We start from the raw sequence: 26974 nt of genomic DNA, 5'->3' as shown, positions 1-26974 counted from the left end.
GCCGTCGCCAGCGGCGGCACCGCCAGCCTCACCATCGCCCCAGCCAAACTCACCGACGGATCGAAGATCCGCTGGCGAGCCCGCGCCACCGCCGGTGGTGTCAACGGCGCCTGGACCGCCTGGCACACCGAAACCGTCAACATCTCCAAACCCAAGGTGTCCTACGAATACGCCTCACCCACCAACAGCGCCGGAGAGATCACCAAACTCACGCCCACCTTCTACGGCGACGTGAGCGACCCCGACGGCCGCTCCTCGACGATGACCGTCGAGGTGGAGCACGACCCCACCGCGACGACCCAGGGAACCGGGCTCATCTGGACCGGCACCACCGCGGTCGTGAACAACGGCGGCACGGCGAGTGTGACGATCCCGTCGGGCAAACTGACCGACGGATGGAAGATCCGCTGGCGTGCCCGCGCGACCGCGGGCGGCGTCAACGGCGCGTGGACCGCCTGGCACAACGGCAGCATCAAGGTCACAGCCCCGGAGCCGCCCACCGCGCGTCGATCCGACAGCGGCACGAGCGCTCAGGCGGCGGCCCGCAAGCCGTTCCCCTACGACCGTCTCGAACACGAGCAGTGCCAGAGAACGATCGCCGACAAGAGCAGAGCGCCGTGGGAATCGGGATGGGGGATCATCGACCGGAGAGGCTTCCAGCCCAAGAACTCCTACAACCTGTGTTACGCCATGTGGGTCGGCGAATACGACGGCGACGACTATCTCGACACCGACCTGCCCATCAACGGCAACGCGCTGTGGGCGGCCCGGCTGACCGTCGTCTTCCACAGCTATGTCGGCAAGTCGCACAAGGTGGCCAACCCGACCGGCCCGAGAAATCCCGGCAACTACACCAGGGCGACGAACAGCCGCCACGTCAGCGCCTGGATCAGGGTCGACAGGGTGTTCCACCGGCCCGGCGACACCTTTGCGAAGGGCCGCGAGTTCGCCGTCTTCCTGGGTGAGAACGGCAGCTGCACGTCCAACTACAAGGACAAGGACGGCCAGATCAAGTCGGCGTACTCCGGCATCAGGGACAGGCTCGACAACTGGGGATCGGGAGGAGACAGGGAGATCCTCCTGGACATCTCCGCGAACCACCCGGGCTCCGACACCGGCAGCTGCACCGTCGAACCCAAGATCCGTTACGAGTTCCTGCCACACGATGGGAACAATTACCAGCAACTGAATCCATACTTCCGCGACAAGCGCTACGTGCAGTCGTTCATCTGTGACAACGCCGCCTGGAATTTCAACTACAGCGGCGGCTGCATCGTCGGCAACATTCGCCCGGTCTTCATCCTCGACGGAAACGAGGAAAAGAAGGGGAAGAAGGTGGTCGTCGAGAGCGTCGCGCACTGGTACAAGGCTCTCTACCTCCCCCACTTCACCTATCCACCGGTCCCGGGCGGGAAGAAGAACATTCCCGGATTCTTCGACTGGAAATATCCCGGGTGTACGCGCGGCACCATAGAAATGAGCTGCCTGCACCGGACCACCGACGCGGCGCTTCAAAAGAAGAACCGCGACGACCACGCGATTCCCGCGTGCAGGAGGCTCAAGCCGGGATACGGCTCGCCTGACAGTTGCGACGAGTTCCCCTTCGCCTCGACCTTGGAAGGAGCGTCCAGCCCGTCCCACGACTTCTCCGTGGACATCATCAAGGGCACCGACAACTGCTCGTCCGGCGCGCGGACGTTGGTCTTCTACCAACGCCATCGCATCGGAAACGGGCACGCCTACTGGGTGGACGTCATCCTGCCCGGCGAAGCGAGGCCCAGAAGCCTCGCCCCAGGCGCCGTGTTCGGTGACTTCCTTCCGGAGGAACAGCCGGAGGTCTGCACCGTCGACGGCGACAGCTGATCAGTGACCAAGGCGGGCGGGGTCTCGTTGACCTGCCCGCCCTTTCACGGCCAGAGTGAGGGACCATGAGCGGACTGCGCCGGCACTACACCGACGCCCACACCTACCTGCCCGACCAGGCGTCCGTCGCGTGGATCAGGACCACCGACTTCGACGATCTGGTGCGCGCGCTGGGGGGAGACCCCGCCTGGGTTCACCCCGCGACCTGGGCGGACGTCGAAAGTGCGGCGTGGGAGCTCGCCGATGACGAGGACCGGGCGGTGGTCCTGGCCGCCCGCCACGGTCCGTGGACCGTCCTCCTCGACGCGATGTGCGGTCGCCTGACGGGACTCGTGAAGCGCCTGTCGGCCTCCGGAGAGGCCCTCGCTCTCCAGTGGACCGTCAACTACGTCGCCACCGTCGCCTACGCCAGGGACGGACAGGTGATCGGCAGCTTCGACCCCGCCGACCTGGACACCATCAATCCCGCCGCGGGTCGCGCATGGCTGTCCGGCCTGCCGGTCACGCAGGAGGAATGGCGTCAAGGCTGGCAGCCGGCCGCTCTCGCCCTGGGCGAGGAGTTGTCCGGGGTCAGGCTGGATCAGGCTTGGCTGGCGCGCGAACACCTGTGCGTCCCGCTGGGCTCCGCTCCGCCCCAGGTCCGTCCCCCGAGCGGCTTTCGCGTCAGGGACTGGCTGCGCCCGACGCTGGAGGGTGACCCGCGACTGCGGGCGATCGCGGCCGATCCGGCGCCGGAACGGCAGCACGAGATCATCCAGCTCGCGATCGAACTGGCCCGGCAGGCCTGGCCGATGTCAGGAGATCTGGAACGGCAGGCGTTACAGGCGATCGCCGACAGGGTGCGGGACGACCGTTCCGCGGGAACCCGCGCCCGGATCGACGCCGCTGCCGCGGACATACGCGCCCGCATCGACGCCACCGCCGCCGAGATCGAAAGGCAGGTGAGCGAGGAGCGAGGGCCCGTACAGGTGCCCGTCGTCCCCGACATCGACCTGATGATAAGACTGTCCGCCGACCCGGACATGGAGCGCCTGCACAGGGAACTCCGTCCCCTGGAGATCCTGGCGCAGGCGCTCGACCCCGATCTGAACGCGGCCGCGACCCAGACGAGCGGTCTCCTGACGGGAAAGTGGATCCCGCCGGAGGCATCACCCGTTCAAGCGGTCCTGCAGCAGCTCGCCTGGTATGTCGCGACAGGCGAGGTGGATGACGAATGAAGATCGTGTCAGTCGTCGATCGCCTGGTAGAGCGTGGTCCAGAAGTCGTGGATGGCGCGCGGCGAGTCCGGGGTGGACATCCCGACCTGGGTGAGCAGAATTCCGGTGACCTGGTGTTCGGGGTCGGCGTAGGCGGTGGTGCCGGTTCCGCCGTCCCAGCCGAACTGGCCGATGGGGGCGTGGCCGTTGCGGTGGGTGCGGACGGCCATGCCGTACCCCCAACCGCCCTGCAGCCCTTGGCCGCCCGACAGGTGGGCGATGGTCTCGTACATGGCGTCGCGGGCGCCCTGTTGCGCGGGCGCGAGGCGATTGGTGGTCATCAGCTGTACGGCGGGCCGTGACAGGATCCGTTCGCCGTCGTGCATTCCGTGGTTCAGCAGCATGCGGAAGTAGGCGTGGTAGTCGTCGACGGTGGAGACCAGTCCACCGCCGCCGCCCTGGAACACCGGAGGCCGGCTGATCCTTCCGCCCGCGGCCTCGTCCCACACGTGGAATTCGCCGGTCATCGGGTCTGGTCCGTAGAGGGGCGGCAGTCGGTCGATCTTGTCGGCGGGCACGTGAAAGCCGGTGTCCTTCATGCCGAGCGGGTCGAGGACGCGTTCGCGCAGAAACGTCTCCAACGGCTTGCCCGTGACCCTGGCGACCAGGACGCCGGCCACCTCGTTGCTGAGGTCGTACTGCCAGCGCTCGCCGGGCTGGTAGGACAGCGGCAGTTCGCCGAGGCGGCGCATCCACTCATCCGGGTCGGGCGCGGGCCCGGATGCCACGCTGTAGTCGAGCCGCTCGAAGGTCGCGGCCCTGATCGGGGAGTCCAGCAGCTCGAAATCCAGGCCGAGCCCGAATGTGGAGGTCAGCAGGTCCCGTACGGTGATCGGCCGCCGGGCCGGCACGGTCTCGTCCAGCGGGCCGTCGGGCCGCTTGAGCACCTGGCGGTCGGCGAGTTCGGGCAGCCACGGGTCCACCGGGTCGTCCAGCCGCAGCCTGCATTCGTCGAGCAGGACCATCGCCGCCGCCATCGTGACCGGCTTGGACGTGGAGGCCATCCGGAAGATCGTGTCCCGGCGCATCGGCGTGCCACCGTCGTGCCGCATCGTGCCGATCGTTTCGACATGCGTCTGGCCGCCGTGGCTGACCAGGGCGACCAGCCCGGGAATCTTCCCCGACTCGACCTGCCGGACCAGCACCTCACGCAGCCTGCGCAGCCCCGCTTCGGAAAACCCGCCGTCGCTCTTCCCCATCATGAACGTCATCCCTTGTCTCGCGATCGTTGGTGTCCGGCCCCTGTCGGAGCGGCCATGCGATGAGCCTGGACCTTGACCTAAGGTCAAGGTCAACCCTCATCGCGACCGTGAGCTGACCGGCACCGATCGGCCGATCCCGTAGGTCCGGCAAGCGGTGCCGGCGAAGAGGGACTCACGCTCGGCGCTCGCATAGGGTGCGGCGATCCGTTTGAACGCGTTCCACAGGGTGGCGTAGTCGCACAGGCTTCTGTCCACCGGGAAGTTGCTTTCGAACATGCATCGTTCGGGGCCCAGAGCGTCGATGCAGTAGCGGATGTGCGGGCCCCAGTAGGCGGCGATCCTGGCGGATGTCATCGGGGTTGATGCGATGAATTCGACGGGGGTGAACGCGGGCATGCCGATCCCGCCGAGCTTCATCACCACGTTGGGAACGCGCGCCAGCCCCGCGACACCGGCGCGCCATTCGCCGAGCACCTCGTCCCTCCGCCGCGAGTACGGCCCGGTCGCGGCGGGGCCGCCGAGATGGTTCAGAACCACCACGAGGCTCGGCTGCGAACGTGCGAAGTCGCACAGGTCGGGCAGCTGGTGAAAGTACGTCCAGGTCTCATAGACGAGCCCGCGGCGCGCCAGTTCGGACGCCCCTCTTCTGAAAGCGCCGTCGAGAAGAAGTCCCGGGGGCGGCCTGCTGCGACTGGCGAACACATCCGGATTCGCATCCCACGCCACGGTGTGGCGTACCCCCTTGAACCTGCCGTCCCCGGCTTCGACATGCGCGTCGAGGGTTTCGTCGAGTTCAGCCGGTTCCGACCTCAGGTCCGCGTGTCCGATGATGCCGCTGACCAATCCACCGGAGACGGACTGGCTCGCGACCCAGTCCGTCTCACCCACGGGCCGAAGATGTCGCGGCCCCTCGGTGAAGTAGCCGCCGAGGCACTCCACGAAAACGGTGGCAACGACGTTGTGCCCGGACCGGGTATCGGCCCGCAGGTCCCGCACCGAGTACGGAATGTCAACGGCCTTCTGTCCATCCGGCCAGAGGTGGTGGTGCGGGTCCACGATCGGTAGATCCGGATCCCGAATCGGCTCGGTCATCTCATGGACGTGGCATCCAGAACTGTTGATACGTGGACGGTATCGCCAGTGCCGGAGTTTCGTCGTGGTGGACGTAGAGGGAGTCTCGCATGAAGTTGACATCGCCTCTCGAGTCGATCCAGTAGACAGGGATGCCGGCTTCCTCCATGATCCGTCGTGACAGCACGGCGCGCTGCGAGAAGTAGATTTCTTCCTCGAAGACACACTTGTCGCCGGGGAACGGCACGTAGAAAGCCACCGCGTCGTACACGGACGCGAGGTCGTCAGGCTCGAGTACCGGAACCGATACGACGTATTTCTGGCCGGCGGCAGCCAGGACTTCCGTCAGCACCGGGTTTTCGGAGATGTCGACGCGCGCCCGTGGATTGTCCTGCACGATATGAAGGAGGAGTTCGTGCCTGCTCGCCGGTAGTTCGCCGGGCACGACCAGGAGTCTCGTCCGTGGCAGTTTCCGGATGTTCCACACATAGGGAATGAGAGTTTGACCGACGAGCGCGTTCGTCTTGTCGGCGAACAGATGATCTCCGATGACGATGGCGTCCAGGTCGGAATTCACGTAGAGACGGAGTGCCTGCTCGCAGGTCTGGACGAGCGGTTCGCCCCGGCCGTTGAGCGAGGTGTTCAGGAGCAGCCCGATTCCGGTCCGGCTCTTGAACTCCTGTATCAACTGGTAGAAGAGGGGATTGCTCTCCGCCGTCACTGTTTGAACGCGCGCCGTGCCGTCGACGTGGCCGATGGAGCTGAGAGGCTCGCGCCACTCATCCCTGATGCGGGCGACCGCGGTCATGTACGGCAGGTCGCCGTCAAACTCGAAGTAGGTGTTCACGTCCTCTCGAAGGACCGACGGCGCGAAGGGCCGCCACCACTCCCGGCGCTTGACGCCATTGACCTTGTCTTTGATGCCGGGCACGAGGGGATTCGCCAGGATCGAGCGATTTCCCAGCGCTCTCGGCCCGATCTCCGACCTGCCCTGCACCCAGCCGATGACGCGGCCGGAGACCAGCGTCTCGGCCGCGTCCACGGCGATGTCATCCGACTGCCGGCCGTTCACCTGGTAGCTCTTGCTTGCCGCGTCCAGGTTTTCCAGATCGATGCTCTGCCCCCAGTACGCGTGCGTCATGTGCCACCGGCGGGGCCGATCGGGGGCGCCGATGTTGTGATACGCGTAGAGCGCTCCGCCGAGCGCGGTCCCCGCATCGCTGGCCTGCGGATAAGCGACGACCTGGTCGAATCCACTTTCAGCCGAGAGCATTCCATTGGTAATCGAGTTCAGGCCCACGCCGCCCGCGAGAAGGAGGGTCTTCGAGCCGGTCTCCCGTTTCAGGTATCTCGCCTGCTTCAGCATGATCTCTTCGCATATCGCCTGGACGGTCGCGGCGACGTCCTTGTGCGTCTGAGATATCTCCTCGCCATCCCGCCGGCCAGGCCCGACCAGTTGTGGCAGGACGACGCGCCCGATGTCGGTCGACGCGAACCGGCACGGTCCACGGCGGAGGGCGGGGAGGTAGCAGAACTGGCCCTGGTCATCGATCTGAATGAACGTATCCAACTGTCGCCTGAAACGCTGAGGGTCGCCGTAGGCCGCGAGTGCCATCGTCTTCCCCTCTTCGCCGTACCCCCACCCCAGCCAGATGGTGACCCCTTGGTAGAGGTGTCCGAGCGAGTGCGGGTGCGGAGTGGTCCTGAGGATGGAGATACGGCCATTCCGGCCGTGCGCGAGCATCGAGGTCTCCGCCTCACCGCCACCGTCGACGCTGAGGATGGCCGCGTCATCACGTGGACTCGAATAGTAGACGCCGGACACATGGCAGAGGTGGTGGCGGATGTTGACGATCCGGCTGGCCGGAAAACCTCCCTCGCGCAGAAGCAAGTACCACGAGGGAAGGTGCCAGTCGAGAAAGCGATGAATGTTGCCAACCTTGTCGGGGGTGATGTACGCAGAGATCAGTGCCTTGCGTTTTGGCAATTCGCCGGGGTGCATGCAGTTGGTTACCAGGTCTACGTCGGAGGGGGAGATCGAGTGTTCCGCGAGCCCCTCGAACAGCACCGAGAGATCCGTGGACGTCGCGCGTTTGACCCGATTGAAACGTTCTACCTCATAAACGAAGAGGGGCTCACCATCCCGAATCAGCGCGAAGCATGCGTCATGTTGGCCGGGCTTGCTTCCCAGAACAATCACTTGGCACTCACCTTGTGTCTCGTGTGAACGACTGCGTGCTTCTCGGGGAGAACGAGCTTGGCCGTCAGGCGGGCTCACCGGTGGGGGTGAAGGACCGCGGGATGTCGCCGGCGGTGGTCGTGCGGTGCATGACCCGGGGCAGCGCGGCGGCGAAATCCGCTCGATGGAGAGCTCTGGCGTTGTCCCAGACCACCACGTCACCGGCCGCCCAGTGATGGCGGTACACGAACCGGTCCTGGGTGGCGTGGGCGATCAGCTCCGCCACGGTCAGCTCAACGGGGGCTCCGTCGCCGGACTCGATTCGAGCGAGGCAGAGGTCGTTGACGAAGAGAACGGGGGATCCGGTATCGGGGTGCGCTCTGATGATCGGGTGGCGTACCGGTGTGTAGGTCGAGGTACCCGCCAGCGCCGCGGGGTTGTTGTGGGCGTCGGCCCGCGTGGCCGCGATGCGGTCGTAGGCGTGCAGGCCGATCGCACCGGCGAGCACGTCTCGCCACTGTGGGGGCAGGTTGTCGTATGCGGTCTGCAGGTCGGCGTACAAGGTGTCGCCGCCTGACGTCGGCACCGCGACCGCCCTCAGCATGGTGTAGCGAATGGGGCGGCGTAAGAACGAGCCATCAGTGTGCCAGACGTCGTTTCCGACCACCGGTGTGTCGCCGCTGTTGTCCACGACCAGGAGCTCGGGAGTCTCGGGGTGCCTGTTGTCCATATCCGGGTCGAGCGTGGGCTCACCAAGGCCGCGGGTCAGTTCGACCTGCCGGCCGGGTGTCAGCTGCATCCCTCGCAGAACGACCACGGCGAACGTCCGCAACAAGGTCAGCAGCGCCGCGGGATCGTATCGCCTGTCATCATCGGCCGGAAGTTCCGCCACGAAGACCGGGGCACCTGATGGGGCCGTCATTCGGCATCCTCTCGGTTGACGCAGGTGGGATCGAGGAAAGCGACGTGGCATCGCCCTGGGGCATGCGCGCGGGCCGCACGAAGAGGTGTCCGGCCGGTCTCGCGGCGTGATCAGCCGGTTCCGTCCGGCACGTACGGGGCGGCCGGGCGAGGCGGAGGGCTTGCCGTGGTGGTGCGGTGCAGGACGCGCGGCAGCTTCCAGTGGAGCATGTCGGCCCGGTGCATCACCCTGGCGTTGTCCCAGATCACGACGTCCCCCACCCGCCAGCGATGACGGTAGACGAACCTGTCCTCGGTGGCGTGCGCGTGGAGCTTGTCCAGCTGGATGAGCGCCGAGACGTCGGACTCCGATTCGATGCCGACAATGCACAGGTCATTCAGATACAGCGCGGGAGTGTCGGTTTCTGGATGGGCCCGCACCACAGGATGGCGTACCGGCGGATACAGCTTCTCATATCCCTCTTCGATGGGCATGCGATGTATCTCGGAGCGCAGGCGGGCAATCTTGTCGTAGGTGTGTACGGCTACCGCGCCGGAGAGCGCCGCCTTCCACGATGCCGGGGTCTGCGCATATGCCTCCACCATGTCGGCGAACAGGGTGTCACCGCCACGCGGCGGAACAACTTCCGCTCGTAACATCGTGTAGCGCGTCGGTTCCGGAAGGAAGGATCGATCCGAGTGCCAGCACCGGTTTCCGACCACGGGGGTGGCGCTCGAATTGTTGACGACCAGGATGTCCTTGCTTTCGGGGTGGTGGTTGCGCAGGTCCGTCACAACCTCGGGTTTTCCCAGCAACCGGGTTAGCGCCACCTGCTCTGCCGGGACCAGTTCCAGGCCTCTGATCACGACGACCGAGTAAGTAGTGAGTGCCTGTTTGATTGCGTATCCGTCGCGCCCGGCCAGCAAAGTCCCGGTCCGCCCGGTAACTTCCACGACAAACTTTCCATGAAGGGCTGAGAAGTCCAGCGACACGTTCTCTCCTTACGCCGTTGGTCGAACCAATGTCGTAGCGAGACCAGTTAACGTGGCACACTGGCAAAAATAAGAGAAGCCTATTGCGGGATCCATGTCAACGGTCGCCCGATGGCGTCGGAGCGCCGGCGTCGCCGAGATCGCGGGCCGGGTCTTCGGCGCGCCGATGGTTCCGGACGGTCGCTTCCGGGCAGCTTGGGCGCGCGGATCGCCCGGTTCTTATGGTCGAGCGCACGCTACGCTGTGCTCGCCGGGCACCACGCACTGTTCACGCGGATTCACCCCGCGGTCCGTCCGGGGCTCGGGTGTCGTTCGTCGGCAATGCCGGCGGGCGAGAAATCCGCACGCACAGGTTGCGGAGAATGGCTCTCCCGCGGATTTCAGTGTGAATACGCCTGCCGCGCCGGCTCGATCAGGTCACCGACCTGGCAGTTCAAGATGTCGCACAGCGCCACCAGGAGGTTGGGGTTGAGCCGTTCGGGAACGCCGGTGAAAAGCCGGTGGACCTGCTCGCGGGACAACATCACTCCTCGCTCGGCCAGCAACGGCCCCAACTCGGTGGTCGTGAACATCTCCCGCTCGGCCATCACGCTACGCAAATGCCACCGATATCCGAGAGAGGCGGACATCGTGGTTCTCTCGGCGAGCACATCATCGAGTCGAGCGGTGCTCTGCGCTCCGACCCACAGGTCGTCGCCGATGAACCGAGAGGCCGGGTATCGATCCAGCGCGCAATGATAATGCGAGTGCCGGGCATCGTGCAGGATGACCACGGTGTCGGGTTCCATGAAATCCGCAGCCGCCAAGAGGCAGCGGCGTCGCTTGCGCCCGTCCACAATGACGGCGTCGAAACCGTGGCCGATTTCGGCGGGATAGTTCACGTACTGATCGAGATCCGCCTCGCGGTCCGTCGCACGCTCTGATGGGCGCAGCGCGGTCCGGTTCCAGCACACCGCCTCGATATGAGCGCGTCCGTCTCCGGCTGGTCCGTGCAGGCTCCTGTCGTCCTCGACATAGCGCAGGGTCGTGTCGGCCCGGTAAAGCAGTCCGGGCGCGAGGAAGGTGTCGAAGTACTCGCGGTCGTATTCGAGGGCGAGCCACAGAAAGGGCAGTCCGTGCGCGGCCAGAATTTGGGTGTACGACAATGTGCTTTGCCCGGATCCCCACTCCAGAACGCGCATCCGCCGCGCTGAGCGTTCGGCGGAGTTGAGTAGGATCGTCTTGATTAAATCACCATCGCGCGGACTCATCCAAGCGTACGGGCTTTCTATTTCCCTGACCACCTGGTTGCCTCTCTGAGGGTTCGTCGCCTGGTCGAGAATAGGGGGCGAGCATTTCAGTGCGCTCCCAACAGGAGAACATGAAAATCGTTCGGGAGTCCATAGGATTGAAGCAATCGCTCCGCCGCGGAACATCTCCCAACCATCTCGCGCACATCATCGGGCGATTGGTATCGACGCCCGCGTACGTAAGCCGGACGCACGGTTCGGTGAGGCGCCGCCCGCCGGGCGCTACGCTGCTCCGTCCATGGCGAGGCCGGCGCTCGCCGCCAGTGTTCCGTGGACGACCGCGCCGTGAGCGATGACCGTGCGAACCCGCAGGTCGTCCGTGAGGACGACGAGGTCGGCGTCCTTGCCGGGGTCGATGCTCCCGGTTCGTTCTCCCAGCCCGAGCATGCGCGCCGGCATCGGCGGCGGATTCATCGACGCGGGCATACCGCTCGCCGGGGGCGGCAACGCCTTGGAGGCCGGCCACATCATCGTCGCGCCGGGAGGACTGCGGTGCCCGTGCGGTGCGCGCGGCTGCCTGGAGATGTACGCCGACCCGCGTGCCCTGCTATGTGCCGCCGGCCGGCCTCGCCACTTCGGCCATGAAGACACCGTCACCAAGATCTTCGAGGCCGCCGCGGCCGGTGACCGTACCGCGCAGGAGGCGATCCGCCTCACCGCCGGCCATCTGGTGACGGGGCTGACCAGCCTCGTCAAGACGCTCGCCCCGGAGCGCGTGGTGCTCATGGGCTTTCTGGCCGACCTGTATCGGGCCACCCAGGACCACGTACGCGAGGGGCTGATGGCGTCCTCCCTCGTCGCCCGCGTCGGTCAGATCGACATCGTCACGGGTGACCTTCACCATGCCGCTCTCGTGGGAGCGGCCGAAAGTGCCTTCGCCCCGCTGCTGAGACAACCGCGTACCATCCTGCGCACCGACCCGTCATGAGGCTCCTTCCCGGACGCCGAGCCCGCGGCCGCCGCCCCTTGGTACCGCTCTGGTGAAGGTGCTGCCACATGGTTGTCACTCGCGCGGCCATGTCACTGTCCGTGGTTGATGTCTAGAGTCCGACACATGAGGGATGGTCCACGGATGACCCTGCAGACGATGCTCGTGCTGAAAGAGATGCTGTCCGACCCCGCCAGGCGCCGCTACGGGCTGGAACTGTGCGGAAAGACGGGCCAGCCCAGTGGCACCATCTACCCGATCCTGGCCCGTTTGGAGCGCGAGTTCGGCTGGATCGAGCGCCACAAGGAGTCCGCGGCCGAGCACTTGGCCCAGGGCCGCCGCGCCCGGTACTACTACAGGCTGACCGAGCAGGGCGCGCTCCGGGCTCGCGTCGCCCTCGACCGCGCCGAGCGTTCCCGCGGGCCGGCCACGGAACCTCGGCCGGCGACGTCATGACCGGGCTGATAGAGCCGCTGCTGGACCGGCTACCCATTGGCTTCACCGCTACGGAGAGTGACCTCATCCGGCGGGCCTACGAGTTCGCCGCGCGTTGTCACGCAGGCCAGCTGCGTAAGAGCGGCGAGCCGTACATCACCCACCCCGTCGCAGTGGCGGAGATCGCGATCGACGCCGGTCTGGACAGCACCACCGTCTGCGCCGCTCTGCTTCACGACGTGATCGAGGACACCTGGTGCGACGCCGTACGACTGCGCGCGGAGTTCGGGGATGAGATCACCACGATGGTCCAGAACCTGACCGACCTCGACCACGGTCACGTTCAAGCGGCCACCGCGGACCAGCGCGTCCTCGCTCTGCGGGTGCTCGACCGACTGCACAACATGCGTACGATCCAGTACCTCGACCGGGAGAAACAGCGCCTGACGAGCCAGGACGTCGTGAACGTCACGGCACCGCTCGCCGGACGCCTCGGCCTGCCGGCCATCGCGGACGAACTCGAGTCGATCGCGTACGACCGCCTGATCCCGCCGCCTGGAGACGCGGGGGCGAGGTATCAGGTGCTCGCCTTCGGCGCGCTGCTCCTGCCCGCGGCGGTCAGAGCGAGCTATCTGGACGAATGGCTCGGCGAGCTGGACGCATTACCGGACCGTCGGGCTCGCACCCGCTTTGTCCTCGGGCTGGCGCTCGGCGTGCCCGCCCTGGCTCTGATCCTGCGGCGGCCGGCTCGGGGCACGCTGACCGGCCATGTCCTGACCGCTCTGCGCTGGATCCTGCGGACGGATCTGCGTACCTGGCCACCGCTGACCGTGCTGCTCGGCTGGATGATCGTGGAGTCCGCGAGGAACAGCCTCGGCGACGCCGCGGTCATCGCGATCACCGTGCCTCCCGTCCTCCACGCGGGCCTGACCCGCCTGCGCAGGAAACTCGGCCTGACGGAGGAGCCCGGCTGAGGGCGGGACCCCTCCCGGGGCCGGTCGGGTAGTTCTGTGTGGCACCGGCGCTCGCCCGACGCCGATCACCCTGAGCGATAGGGACGACACAGCATGCGCAAACTCCTTCTCGTGATCGCCATGTGCGCCCTGGCGGGCTGCGCCTCGCCCGAGACCGGACGGCAGGCGGCGGTTTCTACCCCCACGCCCAGCACGCCAGCCACGAGCGCTTCGGCCACCGAATCACCGACGCCGTCACCATCTCCGACGCGCCAAGCCACCACCAAGGTCAAGGACTGCTTCGACGGTGACTGCCTGCTGAAGCTGTCCAAGCCCGTCACGATCCGGCTGAACGCCAAGAAGTTCTACTACCCGAAGTTCGAGGTCGTGGCCATCGATGCGCGCACGATCACGTACCGGGTGGAGTACCCGCACGGAGGCGGCTCGGAGCAGCGTCTCGGTGAGGGCGGAGGCGGAGGCTTCGCGTTCCGCAAACACACTCCGGTGGAGGTGCGGCTGGTGTCGATCAAGAAGGGTCAGGCGTTGCTGTCCGTCTCGCCGGGGGAGCGCGACTGATCCGCGTGATCGAAGCGGGTGGCACCACGTACGTGAAGGGGTTCCACTGGCATCCTCTGCCCGAGGGGAAGCACCGGTTCCGATTCGGCAAGAACACCACCTGGGGCAACGAGGGACAGCGCGGTGACCAGCTCGTCGACGTCTTCGACCCGGCGATACTCAAGACGCTCCTCGCGAAGGCGAAGGTCGCCAAGCCTGGCGACTACCGGGGCACCCTCACCCCCAAGGACCTGTACAAGGCGAGGCACGGCTACGGCAGCCCCGACACCAAGGCGATCTCCTTCAGGCTCCTGCTCGACCGCGAACACAGGCCCGCCCGTCTGATCACCGAGTACACCGAGAAGATCGGCTGGCCCGACGGGAAGGGCAAGACGGTCAAGCGCATCCAGCACCACGTGGTGGACACGCGCTACAGCGGATGGGGGTCGAAGGTAACGGTCACGGCGCCTCCGGCCGAGGAGGTCGTCGACTTCGACGTGTTCACGCCGCCGGCCGACCTGAGCCCGCTCGACGCGGTGACCGACCGCGCGCAAGCCGCCGTGGTGTCACGCGACTGACGGCGCGGACAAGGCGGACGGCGAGCGCCCGTTCAGTGAGCCGTCTGCTGGGCGTGCCGGGGGAGGAGGCCGACCAGGAGCAGGGTGGCCAGGTAGAGGGCGGCGGCGAGCGCGGTGACGAGGATGCCGGCGTCGAAGAAGCCGTGGCCGGCTCGGGCGAAGAAGGCGGTGCCGAGGGCGGCGGCGCCGGTGGCGTTGGCGAACTGCTGGACGGCGTTGAGCATGCCTGAGCCGGTGCCGACCTCTTCGGTGGTGGCGTCGCCGAGGACGTAGTCGAAGATGGGGATGAACACCAGTCCGGAGCCGAAGCCGGTGATCAGCAGGGCCGGCGCCAGGGCCCAGGCGGTCAGGCCGTCCTGGGCGTGGGCGACGGTCCAGGCGAGTGCGATCAGGCCGGCGGCGGCGAGGCCGAGGCCGAGGTGCAGGGTGGCGCGGCCGAGTCGCTCGGCGAGGAAGGCTCCGGCGAGGCCGACGGCGATGGCGCTGCCCAGGGCCCAGGGGATCAGGGTGAGGCCGGTGTGCAGGGGTGTCCAGCGTGCGCCGAGCTGGAGCATCAGGTTGAGGGCGAGCTGGAATCCGGTGAGCGCGGCGTAGAAGCCGCAGACGATGACCAGTCCGACGACGAAGCTGCGCTTACGCAGGAGCGACGGAGCGATCACCGGATGGTCGCTGCGACGTTCGGAGGCGACGAACAGCGCGAGCACCGGGATCGAGGCGGCCATCATGGCGTAGGTCCAGATCGGCCAGCCGAGTTCGCGGCCCTGGACCAGGGGAATGATCAGCAGGGCCGAGGCGAGGGTGAGCAGGCCGACGCCGCGCAGGTCCAGGCGGGCGGAGCGGTCCTCGCCGGTGTCGCGGGGCAGGACGTACGCGCCCAGGACCCAGGCGGCGACCCCGATCGGGATGTTGATCAGGAAGATCGAGCGCCAGCCGCCGAACAGGTCCAGGTGCAACAGCCAGCCGGCCAGGATGGGCCCGGCCACGGTGGCCAGGCCCATGATCGGGCCGAAGGGGACGAGGGCCCGGCGCAGGTGCTCGGGCGGGAAGACGACCTTCACCAGGGCGAAGCCCTGCGGGATCATCACCGACCCGAACAGGCCCTGCAGGACGCGGGCACCGATCAGGAACCCGGTTCCCGGCGCGAGACCGCAGGCCAGCGAGGACAGGGTGAACCCGGCCAGACCCAGCAGAAACAGGCGGCGACGGCCGACCAGATCGCCCAGCCTCCCGGAGGTGACCAGGCCAAGGGCGAAGGCCGCGGTGTACGCCGCCAGCACCCACTGCACGGTGGAATCGCCACCGCCCAGATCGGCCCGGATCGAGGGCCCGGCGAGGTTGGCGATCGTCGAGTCCAGCACGTCCATGACGTCGGCGATGACCACGACCGCGAGGACGAGCCAGGCCCGGCGCAACGGAAGGACCAGGGACTTCGCAAGGGGAGAACTTTGTTCAGTAAACATGAACATAGTTCTATGTGGCGAACATAGTTCATGTCAACGTGTAGGATCGGGACATGGCCCAAGATCCGAAAGCCCGCCGGGCGGCCCGGCACCTGCAGCCCGGCTCCGCCCCGGCCCAGCCGCGCCGGGAACCTCTCACCGTCGAGCGCATCATCGACGCCGCGCTGCACGTGGTCGCCACCCAGGGCTATGACGCGCTGACGATCCGCGCCATCACCGGCGAGCTGGGCACCAGCCCGTCCTCGCTGTACGCGCACGTGGTCAACAAGGCCGACATCGACGACCTGATCATGGGACGGCTCAACTCGGAGCTCGTGCTGCCCGAACCCGACCCCGGCCGCTGGCGCGAACAGATCCTGCAGGTGTACGCCCAGATCCGCGACCAGTACCTGCGCTACCCGGGCATCTCCCGCGCCGCCCTGGCCACCGTCCCCACCAATCGGGACACCTTGCGGGTGGGCGAGGCGATCCTGGCGATCCTGCTCGCCGGCGGTGTCGAGCCCCAGACCGCGGCCTGGGCCATGGACGCCCTGTCGCTCTACGTCGCCGCCTACACTCTGGAGATCTCCCTGCTCCACGACCCTGGCCAGGAGTGGGTCCTCAGCCGCGACGAACTTCTGGACCGGCTCGGCTCCCTGCCCGCCGACCAGTTCCCCCACACCAGAAGCCACGCCGCCGAACTCATCTCCGGCAGCGGACACGAACGATTCGACTTCACCCTCAACCTGATGCTCGGCAGCCTCAAGACTCCGGCATAGTTTCGAGCCGCCCGCTCGTCCTTGGTGGGTGACATCACGAGGAGGACGGGTGGATCCAGGCTTTGAGGCGGCGCTCCGGCAGTTCGTCATCGACAGGTCGAGCGCGTTGTTCCGCACGGCGTACCTGCTGACCGGCGACCGGCACGCCGCCGAGGACCTCGTCCAGTCGGCCCTGGCGAAGACGGCCGCGCGGTGGCGCGCCCTGCGCGACCCCGAGGCCATCGAGGGGTACGTCCGCCGCACCATGTACCACGAGCAGGTCAGCCGGTGGCGCCGCCGCTCGCGGGTCGTGGAGGTGAGCACGGACGCGCGGCTCGACCGGGCCGGCGACGGGCACGACGACGCGGCGGACCTGCGCATGACGATGCGGGCGGCACTGTCCCGGCTGACGCCCCGGCAGCGGACCATGCTCGTCCTGCGCTATTTCGAGGACAAGTCGGAGACCGAGATCGCGCGACTGCTGGGCGTGCGGGTGGGCTCGGTCCGCAGCCAGATCTACCGATCGCTGGAGCGGCTGAAGAAGTCGGCCCCCGAACTGAGCACCGTGAGGGAGTTGCGTTGAACATCGAGAACCTGCTGCGTGAGACCCTCGCCGACATGGCGGAGGAGCAGGTGCCGCCGCCTCCTGCCGGCTTCCTCCGCCACCGTCCCGCCCGCCGGAGGGGCGTCGCCCTGGCGGCCGCGGCCACCGTCGTCGCCCTGGCCGCGGGCGGCACGATCGCCGTCAGGGCCCTCTCGCCCGAGGCGCCCGAGACGCCGGAAGTGCCCGTGGCCGTGCCTCCGGAGCCGACGCGCGCCGTGACCGTCAAGGAGGGATGGCGGGCCGCCCTCCTGTTCGGCGACCTCTCCCGCGTGACCGGCGAGCCCGCGACGTCGTTCGCGCGGGCGGCCGAGGACGGCCGGGCCCTGGGCCTGCCTCCGTACGCGAAGGGCAGGCTGGAGGGCTTCGCTCACCCCGGCGCGTACAGGTTCGCCGAGTCCGCCACCCCCACCGAGATCCTGGCCGCGATGGTGGCCCGGTTCCGCGAGACGGCGGACAAGCTCGGCCTGGCGTCTCGGCGTGCCCCCTTGGACGTCGTCATCGTCGCCAGCCTCGTCCAGGCCGAGTCGCCCACCGAGGCCGACATGCCGAAGGTGGCCCGCGTCATCCACAATCGACTGGACCGCGGCATGCGGCTGCAGCTCGACAGCACCGTCCTCTACGGCATGGGCAAGGACGGCGTCGACGTCACGGTCGAGGACCTGAAGCGGCGTTCGCCGTACAACACCTATCGTCATGAGGGCCTGCCTCCGGGGCCCATCTCCAACCCCGGTGAGGCCGCGCTCAAGGCCGCCCTGCACCCGGCCGCCGGCCCCTGGCTCTATTACGTGGCCACCGGCCCGAAGCGCGGCACTTTGGAGTTCGCCACGTCCGCGAAGGAGTACGCCAAGCTCGTCGAGCGTGCCGCCGGGTAACGGTCCGCCCGTCACTCCTGCGGCTGGGCGAGTTTGGCGGCCACCGCGTCGAGGACCCAGTCCAGGCCGGTGGTGAAGGACGTCTCGGCGTCCACCTCCGTGCCGTCGTACACGGCCTTGGCCAGCGCCGGAAAGCGGCCCGTGTCCAGCATCCTCCTCACATGCGGGCCGGAGGCGCGCTGCCAGTCGCGCTTGGACAGGCCCGTGGCACGTTCGGCCCGCAGGTTCGCGATCTCACGCCTGATCGCGCCGGTGATGTAGGCGCTGACGGTCTCCACGGCGCGCATGACGGTGTCGAGGTCGGCGAGGCCGTCGAGGGCGGCCAGCGTGTTCTCGGTCACGGCGAGCGCGTTGGGGCCCAGGGCCGGGCGGCCGCCGAGCAGGTCGGCCAGCCATACGTGACGGAGGGCGGCCTGCCGGGTGCGGTTCGCGTGGATGCGCAGTACCTCCCGCCAGTGGCCGGGCCGCTCCCCGGGGAGGATCTCGGCGTAGACCTCGTCCACCATGAGGTCGAACAGTTCCTCCTTGGTGGTGATGTACCCGTACAGCCGCATCGGGCCGACGTCCAGCCGGGCGGCGACCTTGCGCAACGACATCGCCTCCAGCCCGCCCTCGTCGGCCAGCGCGATGGCGGCGGCAACGATGCGCTCCCGGTCGAGCGGCACGGGGCGAGTCGGCGGCTCTGGCCGGTCCCACACAGTCATGGCTACATCGTACGGTTGCGAGACGCCGTAAAAAATCAATACAGTGTATCGACATGAGACAACGTATCGCTGTGGTGGGGAGCGGCCCCGCCGGCCTCACCTTCGCCCGCGTCCTGCACCGCCACGATCACCCCGTCACCGTCCTCGAACGTGATTCCGCCCCCGACGCCCGTCCTCCTGGCGGCACGCTGGACCTGCACGAAGGGCTGGGCCAGCTCGCGCTGGGCAAGGCCGGGCTGCTGGCGGAGTTCCGGGCGCTGTCCCGTCCCGAGGGGCAGGCCATGCGCATCCTGGACGTGGACGGGACCGTCCTGCGCGACTGGCCGTCGCGTCCGGACGACCTGGCCAATCCGGAGATCGACCGCGGGCAGCTCCGTGACCTGCTGCTCGGCCCCCTCGATGTTCAGTGGGGGAGGGGCGTGACGGAGGTGGTGCCGGGAACACGGGACGGCGTGCTGGTCCGTTTCGCGGACGGGCGGCAGGAGGCGTTCGACCTCGTGGTCGGCGCGGACGGAGCCTGGTCCCGGGTACGCCCGGCGGTCTCGTCCGCGACGCCGGAGTACACCGGCGTCACCCTGGTCGAGACCTCCCTTGACGACGTCGACACCCGCCACCCCGGCCTCGCCCGGCTGATCGGTGACGGTTCCTTGGCTGTGTACGGGGTGAACCGCGCCCTCGTCGCCCAGCGCAACAGCGGCGGTCACGTCAAGGTGTACGCCCAGTTCCGCGCGCCGCTGGACTGGCACGGGGGCCTGGACCCGGCCGACGTCGAGGCCGTGCGATCGAGTCTGCTGGCACTGTTCGACGGCTGGGCCGCTCCCGTCCTCGACCTCCTGCGCCACGCGACCGCGTTCGCCCACCGCCCCCTCCACGTGCTGCCCGTGTCCCACACCTGGGCTCATGTCCCCGGGGTGACGCTGCTGGGTGACGCCGCCCACCTGATGCCGCCCTTGGGGGTGGGCGCGAACCTGGCGATGCTGGAAGGCGCCGAACTCGCCGAGTCCGTCGCTGCCCGCCCTGGAGATCTGGACGAGGCCGTCCGCGCGTTCGAGGAACAGATGTGGGCACGAGCCGGCCGATGGGCGGAGTTCACGACGGCCGGTCTGGAACGCCTCGTGAGCCCGGACCCCACCGAAGCCCTCGCCCTCTTCGACGAGGTCCAGCCATCCTGAGCGGTGGACGCGGACCATATTTATCTATTATCGTCGATTAACGATGAATAAGAAGGAGCCCTTGGGCCGGGCCGAGGCCGAGGAGTACGCGAGCTGGTTCAAGGCGCTCGCCGATGCCACCCGCATCCAGCTCGTGTCGCTGCTGGCCCGGCGGCGCGAGCCGATGACGGTCGGCGAGATCGTCGAGGCGTCCGGGGTGGGCCAGTCGACGGTCTCGCACCACCTGAAGATCCTGGCCGAGGTGCGCTTCGTCCTGGTGGAGCGCCGGGGCACGGCGAGCCTGTACCGGATCAACGAGAACTGCGTGAGCTGTTTCCCGACCGCGGCCGACGTGGTCATGGGCAAGCCCGTCCCCGAACCGCCCGTGTGTGAGTGAAGGAGCCGATGATGTCCCACGAGGAGATCGTCCAGCGCTACTCCGGCCTGGCCCGCCAGGCCATGAGCGGCGAGCCCGCCCTCGACTGCGGCCCGGAGCCCTTCGCCGACGGCGGCTTCGGCACCGCCGGCTACGGCGAAAACGACGATCTGGCCGGCCTGCCGGACGGCGCGCTGCTGGCCAGCCTGGGCTGCGGCAACCCGGTCGCCGTCGCCGAGCTGCGCGCCGGGCAGACGGTCCTGGACCTGGGCTCGGGCGGCGGCATCGACGTGCTGCTGTCGGCCCGCCGCGTCGGCCCGTACGGCAAGGCGTACGGGCTGGACGCCAGCGCGGACATGGTGGAACTGGCGCGCCGCAACGCCGAGCAGGCCGGCGTGACCAACGTGGAGTTCCTGCACGGCGGCATCGAGCAGATCCCGCTGCCCGGCCAGAGCGTGGACGTGGTCATCTCCAACTGCGTGATCAACCTGTCCGACGACAAGGCCGCGGTACTGGCCGAGACGTTCCGGGTGCTGCGCCCCGGCGGCCGCTTCGGGGTCAGCGACGTGGTCACTGACAACACCGCCGATCCGGTACGGCAGGCCGCCGCCGAGCGGCGGATCGGCTGCCCCGCCGGAGCGCTGGGCATCGACGCGTACCGAGCCCTGCTGGCGGAGGCCGGATTCGTCCAGGTGGCCATCACGCTGACCGCCGGCCACGGTGACGGCGTGCACTCCGCCATCGTCCAGGCCGTCAAGCCGGCCATCGGGCCCGGCATGGAGATCCGGCCGATGCGCGCCACCGACGCCGCCCAGGTGCTGGCCATCTACCAGGCGGGACTCGACACCGGCCAGGCCAGTTTCGAGACCGTCGCCCCTTCATGGGAGGGCTTCGACGCGGGCAAGCTCCCCCACCTGCGCTATGTGGCCGCCGACACCGAGACCGGCGAGGTGATCGGCTGGGCCGCCGCCTCGGCGGTCTCCACCAGGCCGGTGTACGCGGGAGTGGTCGAGCACAGCGTCTACGTCCACCCGGGCTGCCAGGCCCACGGCATCGGCCGCGCCCTGCTGACCGCGTTCGTCGCCGCGGCCGAGGACGCGGGCGTGTGGACGATCCAGTCGGGCATCTTCCCGGACAACGCCGCCAGCCTGTCGCTGCACCAGGCGCTCGGCTTCCGCGTCGTGGGCACCCGCGAACGCGTCGGCCGCCACCACGGCCTGTGGCGGGACGTGCTGCTCATCGAACGCCGCAGCAGCGCGACCGGAACCGTGCCAGATAGACGCTGAAACCGGTGATCCGTGACCAATTCGCGCGCGAAGTACCCGAGTAGTCCGCGCGGGCCACTCATCGATCAGTGTCTACCTGATGAGGAGATCAGATGCGACGACTACTGAGCGCCGTCTTCGTGCTGCTGGCCGCCGTGCTCGGAGGTCTGCTGACCGGAGCGGGCGCCGCCCGCGCAGACGCGCCCGACCCCGTGTGCAGACCGGCGTTGACCAACACCCCCGACATCGTCTGCACCATCCCCGTGGAATTCGACAACCGGCCGATCGAGTCCATCGAATGGACGAAGGACGACGACCCCCTTCCCCGGTTCGACAACATCCGGCAGATCCTGGTGAGCTGCACACCCGGCGAGCGGTTCGTGATCGGGCTGACGGTCACATTCGCCGACGACATCATTCCCGGCGTGGGGGACACACCCGTCACGTGCCCGAGCAGAACCGCCGGCATCCGGTACCTCAACTGCGACTCCGGCGCCGCTCTGGTCGTCTGCACGGCGCAGATCGACGGGACGCCACCGTTCAGAATCACCTGGAAGATGAACGGAACAGAACAGACCTACTTCAGAGATTCATCCACCATGCGGGTGGGCTGCGTGGTGGGCCGCCCCTTCGACGTCCAGATCGCAGTCACCGACGCGGCCGGGACCAGCGCCGCGGACCGAACGGGAGGCTTCTGCAGGAGGATCCAGGAATGAGGATCTCGCCCGCGAGGCTATGAGGCCGGTGCCTGGCAGCTCTGGATGAAGCTTCCCCTCGGAGCCTCGGGCTGCCAGGCCTCAACCCCCGCACCGGCCTCGAGAACGGACTGTTCACCCGCTGTTCGCCCATCCGTACATCGATGAGTGTCAATATCGAGGCTCATCAATGTGACCGCGGGAGCCCCGAGATGCCGGACACCTACAAGCGCCACGATCTGACCATCGACCAGCAGCTCGCCCTGACCACCGCCGCGCGCCGGCTGGGTGAGGAGCTCGCTGGCACGTTCGGCACGGAGACGATCGAGCGGTTCCTGCACACCAGCTACGACCAGTTCGCCACCAAAGCCGCGGTGGCCAATTTCCTGCCGCTGCTGGCCGAGCGCTTCGCCCGCCAGCGCCTGCATGCCCTGGCCCGGGTCGAAGGGCACGGCGACGGACGGCCGATCGTGTTGTTCCTGTGCGTGCACAACGCGGGGCGCTCGCAGATGGCCCTCGGCTTCTTCGCCGCGCTGGCCGGGGAGCACGCGGTCGGCTGGTCGGGCGGCTCGGAGTTCGCCACCGAGATCAACCCCGCGGCCGTGGCGTCCATGGCCGAGCGTGGCATCGACATCTCGCGCGAGTTCCCCAAGCCGTGGACCGAGGAGATCGTCCGCGCCGCCGACGTGGTCGTGACGATGGGCTGCGGCGACGCCTGCCCCGTCTATCCCGGCAAGCGTTACCTGGACTGGGAGCTGAAGGACCCGGCCGGGCTCGCGGCCGAGGACGTGCGCCCGATCCGCGAGGAGATCGAACGCCGCGTCCGCGCCCTGCTGGCCGACCTCGGCGTACCTGTAGCATAGACATCAATCAATATCGATGGCCATCTATAAGGAAGAGCGTATGGAGCTGTTGCAGATCCTGGAGTGCAGCCCGCCGCTGGCGCGTGAGCCGCTGGACGCCGGGCAGGCCGCCGGCGTGGCCCGGGTGTTCAAGGCGCTGGGCGATCCGGTACGGCTGCGCATCCTGTCGATCGTGGCCAGCCGCGAAGGCGGCGAGGTGTGCGTGTGCGACATCACCGGCGCCTTCGAGCTGTCCCAGCCGACCATCAGCCACCACCTCAAGGTCCTCAAGGACGTCGGCCTGCTCACCTCCGAACGGCGCGCGTCCTGGGTCTACTACCGGCTGGTCCCCGAGACCCTGGGCGAGCTGTCGGCACTGCTCAGCGCGCCCGCCACCGTCTGATGTCCACCCCACGCTCCACGGCCGTGATGGCCGGGCTGTCCACGCTGGACCGGTTCCTGCCGGTGTGGATCGGCGCCGCGATGGCCGCCGGGCTGCTGCTCGGCCGAGCGCTGCCCGGCCTGAACGGCGCCCTGGAAGCGGTGAAGATCGGCCAGATCTCGCTGCCGATCGCGCTCGGGCTACTGCTGATGATGTACCCGGTGCTGGCCAAGGTCCGCTACGACCGGCTCGGCGCCGTCACCGGCGACCGCCGCCTGCTGCTGGCCTCCCTGGTGCTCAACTGGCTACTCGGGCCCGCGCTCATGTTCGTCCTGGCCTGGACGCTGCTGCCGGATCTGCCCGAGTACCGCACCGGCCTGATCATCGTCGGCCTGGCCCGCTGCATCGCCATGGTCCTCATCTGGAACGACCTGGCCTGCGGCGACCGCGAAGCCGCCGCCGTCCTGGTCGCCCTCAACTCCGTCTTCCAGGTCATCGCCTTCGGCCTGCTCGGCTGGTTCTACCTGGAACTCCTGCCCGGCCGGCTCGGCCTGGCGGGCAGCACCCTGGACGTCTCGGCCTGGGACATCGCGCAGTACGTGCTCATCTTCCTCGGCATCCCGCTGGCCGCCGGATACCTGTCCCGCAGGCTCGGTGAACGCGCGAAGGGCCGCGACTGGTACGAGCGGCGATTCCTGCCGAAGATCGGGCCCATCGCCCTGTACGGCCTGCTGTTCACCATCGTCATCCTGTTCGCCCTGCAAGGTCACACGATCACCGAGCGACCGCTCGACGTGGCCCGGATCGCGCTGCCGCTGCTGGCCTACTTCGCGCTGATGTGGGGCGGCTCGTTCCTCGCCGGGCGGGCGATCGGCCTGCCGTACCAGAAGACCACCACGCTCGCCTTCACCGCGGCGGGCAACAACTTCGAGCTGGCCATCGCCGTCGCGGTGGGGGTGTTCGGCGTGACCTCCGGGCAGGCCCTGGCCGGGGTGGTCGGCCCGCTGATCGAGGTGCCGGTGCTGGTCGCCCTGGTCTACGTCAGCCTGTGGGGCCGGAGACTGTTCAAGGAGCCTGCGCATGCCTAGTGTGCTGTTCGTCTGCGTGCACAACGCCGGACGTTCCCAGATGGCCGCCGGATGGCTGCGCGAACTGGCCGGAGACCGGATCGAGGTCCGCTCGGCCGGGTCCGCGCCCGCCGGCCGGATCAACCCGGTCGCCGTCGAAGCGATGCGCGAGGTCGGCATCGACATCACCGCCGCACAGCCCAAGGTCCTCACCACGGACGCGGTCCAAGCCTCCGACGTCGTCATCACCATGGGCTGCGGCGACGCCTGCCCGATCTTCCCCGGCAAACGCTACGAGGACTGGAAACTCGACGACCCCGCAGGCCAGGGCATCGAGGCCGTACGCGAGATCCGTGACGAGATCCGCGCCCGGGTGGAGAAGCTGACCCAAGAGCTCACGTAGGCCAACCTTTGCTGCGGAAGGCGCGTCTCACGCTTATGGGCTTATTGTTTCGCGGTACCGCCGCAGTCGCCGCCTTCGTCGTCATGACGGGGCCGGTCGCCGCTCACGCCGAGGCGCCGGCCAGTCAATGGAGTGTCGTTCATCACGACCGCCGCGACTCCTACGACGCGGTGACGGTCACTCCAGGTGGGGCGGTCTGGGTCGCGGGAACGAGCACGCTGTTGAAGGGCGGCCGGTCCGCCTTCAAGCGTGTCACCGGGCCGGGCTTCCGGGTGAAGCGGCTGACGTCGGCCTCCGACACCAGGGTCTGGGCGTTCGGCACGTCGCGCTACGCCCAATGGAACGGCAAGCGCTGGCAGGTCAAACGATGGTTCTATGGCCGGGTGGACGGCGCGTACGCCATCGGCAAGAACCTGTGGGTCATCGAGAACGCCAACGCGTTCCCCTCAGCCGGCACCGCCGGATGGAAGGCGCGGTCCACGCTGCGGCGCCTGGCCGGGTCGGCGTGGCGCAAGGTCCAGACGCCGATCGTGGTCAAGGGACTCGACGGCCGGTGGGCGGCGGGCTCGGCGCGGGGCACGGCGGCTCTGGCCCGCTGGAGTGGTACGGCCTGGCGTTCGGTACCCCTTCCGGCGATTCCGTCGGCCCGCTCGGGCCAGATCTCGGAGCTGACGGATGTCGCGTTCGACGGTGAGACCGGCCGGGTGATGGCGGTCGGCTGGGTCGCCTGGCCGTGCGGCCGCTCCTTCTGCGGTGAGACTTTGCTGCTGACCGGCTATCCGGGCAGCTGGACGTTCCAGGTCCGTGGTGAACCCGGCTTCCAGCCGCGCGCCCAGGCGGAGCCCGACGGCCGAGGTGGGGCCTGGGTCGTCTACGACGCCAAGGGCGGAGGCAGCGGATATCTGCACATCGGCGTCGACAGTGTCGAGCCGGGTGTCTTGCCGGCTCCGCCGGGCAGGAAAGCGTCCGTCCGCGACCTTGCGATTCAGCCGGAGAACGGTTCCGTCTGGGCGGTCGGCGCGGCCCCTTCCGGCCGCGGCGGTACGATCTGGGCCTACCGCCGTTGAGCCGTCTCCGCCTGACTAGGCGGAGACGACCTCGCCCAAGGGCGCGAACAGGGCGCCGAGCCTGTTCACGGTCTCGGGGATGATCCGGTAGTAGACCCAGGTGCCGCGGCGTTCGCCGTCGATGAGGCCGGCGGTGCGCAGGATCTTCAGGTGGTGGGAGATCGTGGGCGCGGTCAGGTCGAAGGCGCCGGTCAGGTCGCACACGCACGCTTCGCCGCCGGCGTGGGAGCCGATCATCGACAGCAGGCGCAGCCGTACCGGATCGGCGACCGCTTTGAGCAGCACCGCCAGATCGGCCGCGTCGCTCTCGGAGATCGGCTCTCGGGCGATCGGCGCGCAGCAGGCGACGCTTGCGGGGGCGGCCATGACACGGCTCCTTGGTTCGACGTCAATCTAACTATATGCCGTGGAGCCGGGTGTTGTGGCCTCCCCCGATCTTGGGTGAGACGCCGGCGGCCGCGGGAGCCGGGCCGGCTGAACCGTCTTGGCCGCGCCCGATGGGCTCAGCGCATGGTGTAGCAGCGGTGCGTGGTGTCCAGCCAGGTCTTGTCGAGTTCCTGGCCCACGACCCTGCCGACGGCCACCAGAGCGGAGGTGAAGGCTTCGGCCGGTTCGGCGGCGGGCTCGTCCGGGTCGGACGGGTCGAGGTTGAAGCGCAGGCCGCTCAGATACGGGTCGAGAGCGTCCGGATCCATTCCGGAACGATCATCGGTGTCGTAGATGTCGAGCACGGTGAGCAGCTCGCCGGATCGCGCGAACTTCAGCAGGCATTCGCCGTGGAAGTCCCAGCTGACCGCCAGCGCTCGCCCCTCGCCGCGCGTCAACGCGAGCACGGCGTCGTCCTCGGCGATCCGGTGATCCCCGATGAGCACCGTCCAGGCGCCCATCCGGCCGGCCAGCAGGCCGGCCTCCGCCTCGTCGCTCCCGTCGGAACCCGGTCCCCATCCGGCGTAGTCGTCCGGCGCACCACTGTCAGGATCTCCGTGGAGCAGGCCGACGGCTTCCTCCGCCGTGGGGCCCTGGCACCAGACGGCGTAGAACTGCTGCATGGAGACGTCGCTCGGATCGTAGGAGCGAAGCAGCTGGAAAAGGTGATCCGCGGGCATGCCGTGCCTTCCCTTCGATCGATCTGAGGTACGGCTGCCGC

Annotated in this window: 30 protein-coding genes; 19 read left to right on the top strand and 11 right to left on the bottom strand. The window is 68.2% G+C overall.

Annotation, left to right across the window (positions count from 1 at the left end):
* Together ACIBHY_RS50340 and ACIBHY_RS50335 are read left to right on the top strand one after the other, a co-directional pair.
* Positions 1 to 1863, top strand: a 1863-nt coding sequence (locus tag ACIBHY_RS50340; protein ID WP_397310549.1) for a NucA/NucB deoxyribonuclease domain-containing protein, incomplete at its 5' end; no start/stop codon positions are given.
* A gap of 65 nt (positions 1864 to 1928) precedes the next feature.
* Complete coding sequence (locus ACIBHY_RS50335) at positions 1929 to 3080, top strand: DUF6461 domain-containing protein (RefSeq protein ID WP_397310548.1); 1152 nt, start codon at positions 1929 to 1931, stop codon at positions 3078 to 3080.
* Between the two features lie 8 nt (positions 3081 to 3088).
* On the opposite strand, the gene ACIBHY_RS50330 is transcribed toward ACIBHY_RS50335, so the two are convergent.
* The 7 genes from ACIBHY_RS50330 to ACIBHY_RS50300 all read right to left on the bottom strand — a co-directional run bounded on the left by ACIBHY_RS50330 (position 3089) and on the right by ACIBHY_RS50300 (position 11140).
* Positions 3089 to 4321 (bottom strand): serine hydrolase domain-containing protein, encoded by a 1233-nt coding sequence (locus tag ACIBHY_RS50330; protein ID WP_397310547.1) that lies wholly within the window; start codon positions 4319 to 4321, stop codon positions 3089 to 3091.
* Positions 4322 to 4417: 96 nt separating this feature from the next.
* Positions 4418 to 5413: an amidohydrolase family protein gene (locus ACIBHY_RS50325; RefSeq protein ID WP_397250369.1), complete on the bottom strand. Its 996-nt coding sequence runs from the start codon at positions 5411 to 5413 to the stop codon at positions 4418 to 4420.
* Between the two features lies 1 nt (position 5414).
* Positions 5415 to 7592, bottom strand: coding sequence for a carbamoyltransferase (locus tag ACIBHY_RS50320; protein WP_397310546.1), 2178 nt, complete (start codon positions 7590 to 7592; stop codon positions 5415 to 5417).
* A 64-nt stretch (positions 7593 to 7656) separates the two neighbouring features.
* Entirely contained in the window at positions 7657 to 8493 is an 837-nt protein-coding gene (locus ACIBHY_RS50315) for a TauD/TfdA dioxygenase family protein (protein ID WP_397310545.1), read from the bottom strand.
* A 110-nt stretch (positions 8494 to 8603) separates the two neighbouring features.
* On the bottom strand, positions 8604 to 9464 hold the full coding sequence (locus ACIBHY_RS50310; RefSeq protein ID WP_397250366.1) for a TauD/TfdA dioxygenase family protein: 861 nt from the start codon (positions 9462 to 9464) through the stop codon (positions 8604 to 8606).
* Between the two features lie 380 nt (positions 9465 to 9844).
* Positions 9845 to 10714: a helix-turn-helix domain-containing protein gene (locus tag ACIBHY_RS50305; RefSeq protein ID WP_397310544.1), complete on the bottom strand. Its 870-nt coding sequence runs from the start codon at positions 10712 to 10714 to the stop codon at positions 9845 to 9847.
* Between the two features lie 261 nt (positions 10715 to 10975).
* Positions 10976 to 11140 carry an amidohydrolase family protein gene (locus ACIBHY_RS50300; protein WP_397310543.1) on the bottom strand — a complete coding sequence of 55 codons (165 nt, stop codon included), beginning with the start codon at positions 11138 to 11140 and terminating at the stop codon, positions 10976 to 10978.
* On the opposite strand from ACIBHY_RS50300, the gene ACIBHY_RS50295 reads away from it, so the two are divergent.
* From ACIBHY_RS50295 to ACIBHY_RS50275, 5 genes are all read left to right on the top strand, one after another.
* On the top strand, positions 11139 to 11681 hold the full coding sequence (locus tag ACIBHY_RS50295) for an ROK family protein (RefSeq protein ID WP_397310542.1): 543 nt from the start codon (positions 11139 to 11141) through the stop codon (positions 11679 to 11681). The two genes, ACIBHY_RS50300 and ACIBHY_RS50295, sit on opposite strands and share 2 nt — an antisense overlap.
* 126 nt (positions 11682 to 11807) lie before the next feature.
* Complete coding sequence (locus tag ACIBHY_RS50290; RefSeq protein ID WP_397250359.1) at positions 11808 to 12137, top strand: PadR family transcriptional regulator; 330 nt, start codon at positions 11808 to 11810, stop codon at positions 12135 to 12137.
* The gene (locus ACIBHY_RS50285; RefSeq protein WP_397310541.1) at positions 12134 to 13090 is read left to right on the top strand and encodes an HD domain-containing protein; all 957 of its coding nucleotides are present in this window, start codon (positions 12134 to 12136) and stop codon (positions 13088 to 13090) included. Before ACIBHY_RS50290 ends, ACIBHY_RS50285 begins: the two co-directional genes overlap by 4 nt.
* A gap of 93 nt (positions 13091 to 13183) precedes the next feature.
* A complete protein-coding gene (locus ACIBHY_RS50280) occupies positions 13184 to 13645 on the top strand; it encodes a hypothetical protein (RefSeq protein WP_397310540.1) in 462 nt (153 codons plus the stop codon).
* A gap of 5 nt (positions 13646 to 13650) precedes the next feature.
* Positions 13651 to 14202: a hypothetical protein gene (locus ACIBHY_RS50275; RefSeq protein ID WP_397310539.1), complete on the top strand. Its 552-nt coding sequence runs from the start codon at positions 13651 to 13653 to the stop codon at positions 14200 to 14202.
* Positions 14203 to 14234: 32 nt separating this feature from the next.
* Here ACIBHY_RS50275 and ACIBHY_RS50270 read toward each other — a convergent pair whose 3' ends face one another.
* Positions 14235 to 15662: a DHA2 family efflux MFS transporter permease subunit gene (locus tag ACIBHY_RS50270; RefSeq protein ID WP_397310538.1), complete on the bottom strand. Its 1428-nt coding sequence runs from the start codon at positions 15660 to 15662 to the stop codon at positions 14235 to 14237.
* Between the two features lie 53 nt (positions 15663 to 15715).
* On the opposite strand from ACIBHY_RS50270, the gene ACIBHY_RS50265 reads away from it, so the two are divergent.
* Genes ACIBHY_RS50265 through mltG form a run of 3 tightly spaced genes read left to right on the top strand, consistent with a single transcriptional unit; the run spans position 15716 to position 17875 of the window.
* On the top strand, positions 15716 to 16420 hold the full coding sequence (locus ACIBHY_RS50265) for a TetR/AcrR family transcriptional regulator (protein WP_397310537.1): 705 nt from the start codon (positions 15716 to 15718) through the stop codon (positions 16418 to 16420).
* Positions 16421 to 16469: 49 nt separating this feature from the next.
* The gene (locus ACIBHY_RS50260) at positions 16470 to 16982 is read left to right on the top strand and encodes a SigE family RNA polymerase sigma factor (protein WP_397250347.1); all 513 of its coding nucleotides are present in this window, start codon (positions 16470 to 16472) and stop codon (positions 16980 to 16982) included.
* Positions 16979 to 17875 carry an endolytic transglycosylase MltG gene (mltG, locus tag ACIBHY_RS50255; protein WP_397310536.1) on the top strand — a complete coding sequence of 299 codons (897 nt, stop codon included), beginning with the start codon at positions 16979 to 16981 and terminating at the stop codon, positions 17873 to 17875. Before ACIBHY_RS50260 ends, mltG begins: the two co-directional genes overlap by 4 nt.
* Positions 17876 to 17886: 11 nt before the next feature.
* On the opposite strand, the gene ACIBHY_RS50250 is transcribed toward mltG, so the two are convergent.
* Positions 17887 to 18579 carry a TetR/AcrR family transcriptional regulator gene (locus ACIBHY_RS50250; RefSeq protein WP_397250343.1) on the bottom strand — a complete coding sequence of 231 codons (693 nt, stop codon included), beginning with the start codon at positions 18577 to 18579 and terminating at the stop codon, positions 17887 to 17889.
* A 53-nt stretch (positions 18580 to 18632) separates the two neighbouring features.
* On the opposite strand from ACIBHY_RS50250, the gene ACIBHY_RS50245 reads away from it, so the two are divergent.
* From ACIBHY_RS50245 to ACIBHY_RS50205, 9 genes are all read left to right on the top strand, one after another.
* Positions 18633 to 19751 (top strand): FAD-dependent oxidoreductase, encoded by a 1119-nt coding sequence (locus tag ACIBHY_RS50245; protein ID WP_397310535.1) that lies wholly within the window; start codon positions 18633 to 18635, stop codon positions 19749 to 19751.
* Between the two features lie 43 nt (positions 19752 to 19794).
* Positions 19795 to 20127, top strand: coding sequence for an ArsR/SmtB family transcription factor (locus tag ACIBHY_RS50240; RefSeq protein WP_397310534.1), 333 nt, complete (start codon positions 19795 to 19797; stop codon positions 20125 to 20127).
* Positions 20128 to 20135: 8 nt separating this feature from the next.
* A complete protein-coding gene (locus ACIBHY_RS50235; protein WP_397310533.1) occupies positions 20136 to 21392 on the top strand; it encodes a GNAT family N-acetyltransferase in 1257 nt (418 codons plus the stop codon).
* Between the two features lie 92 nt (positions 21393 to 21484).
* A complete protein-coding gene (locus ACIBHY_RS50230; protein WP_397310532.1) occupies positions 21485 to 22087 on the top strand; it encodes a hypothetical protein in 603 nt (200 codons plus the stop codon).
* Positions 22088 to 22278: 191 nt separating this feature from the next.
* Positions 22279 to 22929 carry an arsenate reductase ArsC gene (locus ACIBHY_RS50225; RefSeq protein ID WP_397310531.1) on the top strand — a complete coding sequence of 217 codons (651 nt, stop codon included), beginning with the start codon at positions 22279 to 22281 and terminating at the stop codon, positions 22927 to 22929.
* Between the two features lie 40 nt (positions 22930 to 22969).
* Positions 22970 to 23311: an ArsR/SmtB family transcription factor gene (locus ACIBHY_RS50220; RefSeq protein ID WP_397259625.1), complete on the top strand. Its 342-nt coding sequence runs from the start codon at positions 22970 to 22972 to the stop codon at positions 23309 to 23311.
* The gene (arsB, locus tag ACIBHY_RS50215) at positions 23311 to 24378 is read left to right on the top strand and encodes an ACR3 family arsenite efflux transporter (protein ID WP_397310530.1); all 1068 of its coding nucleotides are present in this window, start codon (positions 23311 to 23313) and stop codon (positions 24376 to 24378) included. The genes ACIBHY_RS50220 and arsB overlap by 1 nt, the downstream gene beginning before the upstream one ends.
* The gene (locus tag ACIBHY_RS50210; RefSeq protein ID WP_397259621.1) at positions 24371 to 24760 is read left to right on the top strand and encodes an arsenate reductase ArsC; all 390 of its coding nucleotides are present in this window, start codon (positions 24371 to 24373) and stop codon (positions 24758 to 24760) included. The genes arsB and ACIBHY_RS50210 overlap by 8 nt, the downstream gene beginning before the upstream one ends.
* Before the next feature lie 83 nt (positions 24761 to 24843).
* Positions 24844 to 25827, top strand: coding sequence for a hypothetical protein (locus ACIBHY_RS50205; protein ID WP_397310529.1), 984 nt, complete (start codon positions 24844 to 24846; stop codon positions 25825 to 25827).
* Positions 25828 to 25842: 15 nt separating this feature from the next.
* Here the strand turns inward: ACIBHY_RS50205 and ACIBHY_RS50200 are convergent, their stop codons facing one another.
* Positions 25843 to 26193 (bottom strand): metalloregulator ArsR/SmtB family transcription factor, encoded by a 351-nt coding sequence (locus ACIBHY_RS50200; RefSeq protein WP_397259617.1) that lies wholly within the window; start codon positions 26191 to 26193, stop codon positions 25843 to 25845.
* Between the two features lie 137 nt (positions 26194 to 26330).
* A complete protein-coding gene (locus tag ACIBHY_RS50195) occupies positions 26331 to 26933 on the bottom strand; it encodes a DUF6461 domain-containing protein (RefSeq protein WP_397310528.1) in 603 nt (200 codons plus the stop codon).
* Positions 26934 to 26974: the final 41 nt, after the last annotated feature.

Origin of the sequence: Nonomuraea sp. NPDC050547 (genome assembly GCF_044457345.1) — a bacterium.
Classification (GTDB): Bacteria; Actinomycetota; Actinomycetes; order Streptosporangiales; family Streptosporangiaceae; genus Nonomuraea.
This window is presented reverse-complemented; position numbering and strand designations above follow the sequence as displayed.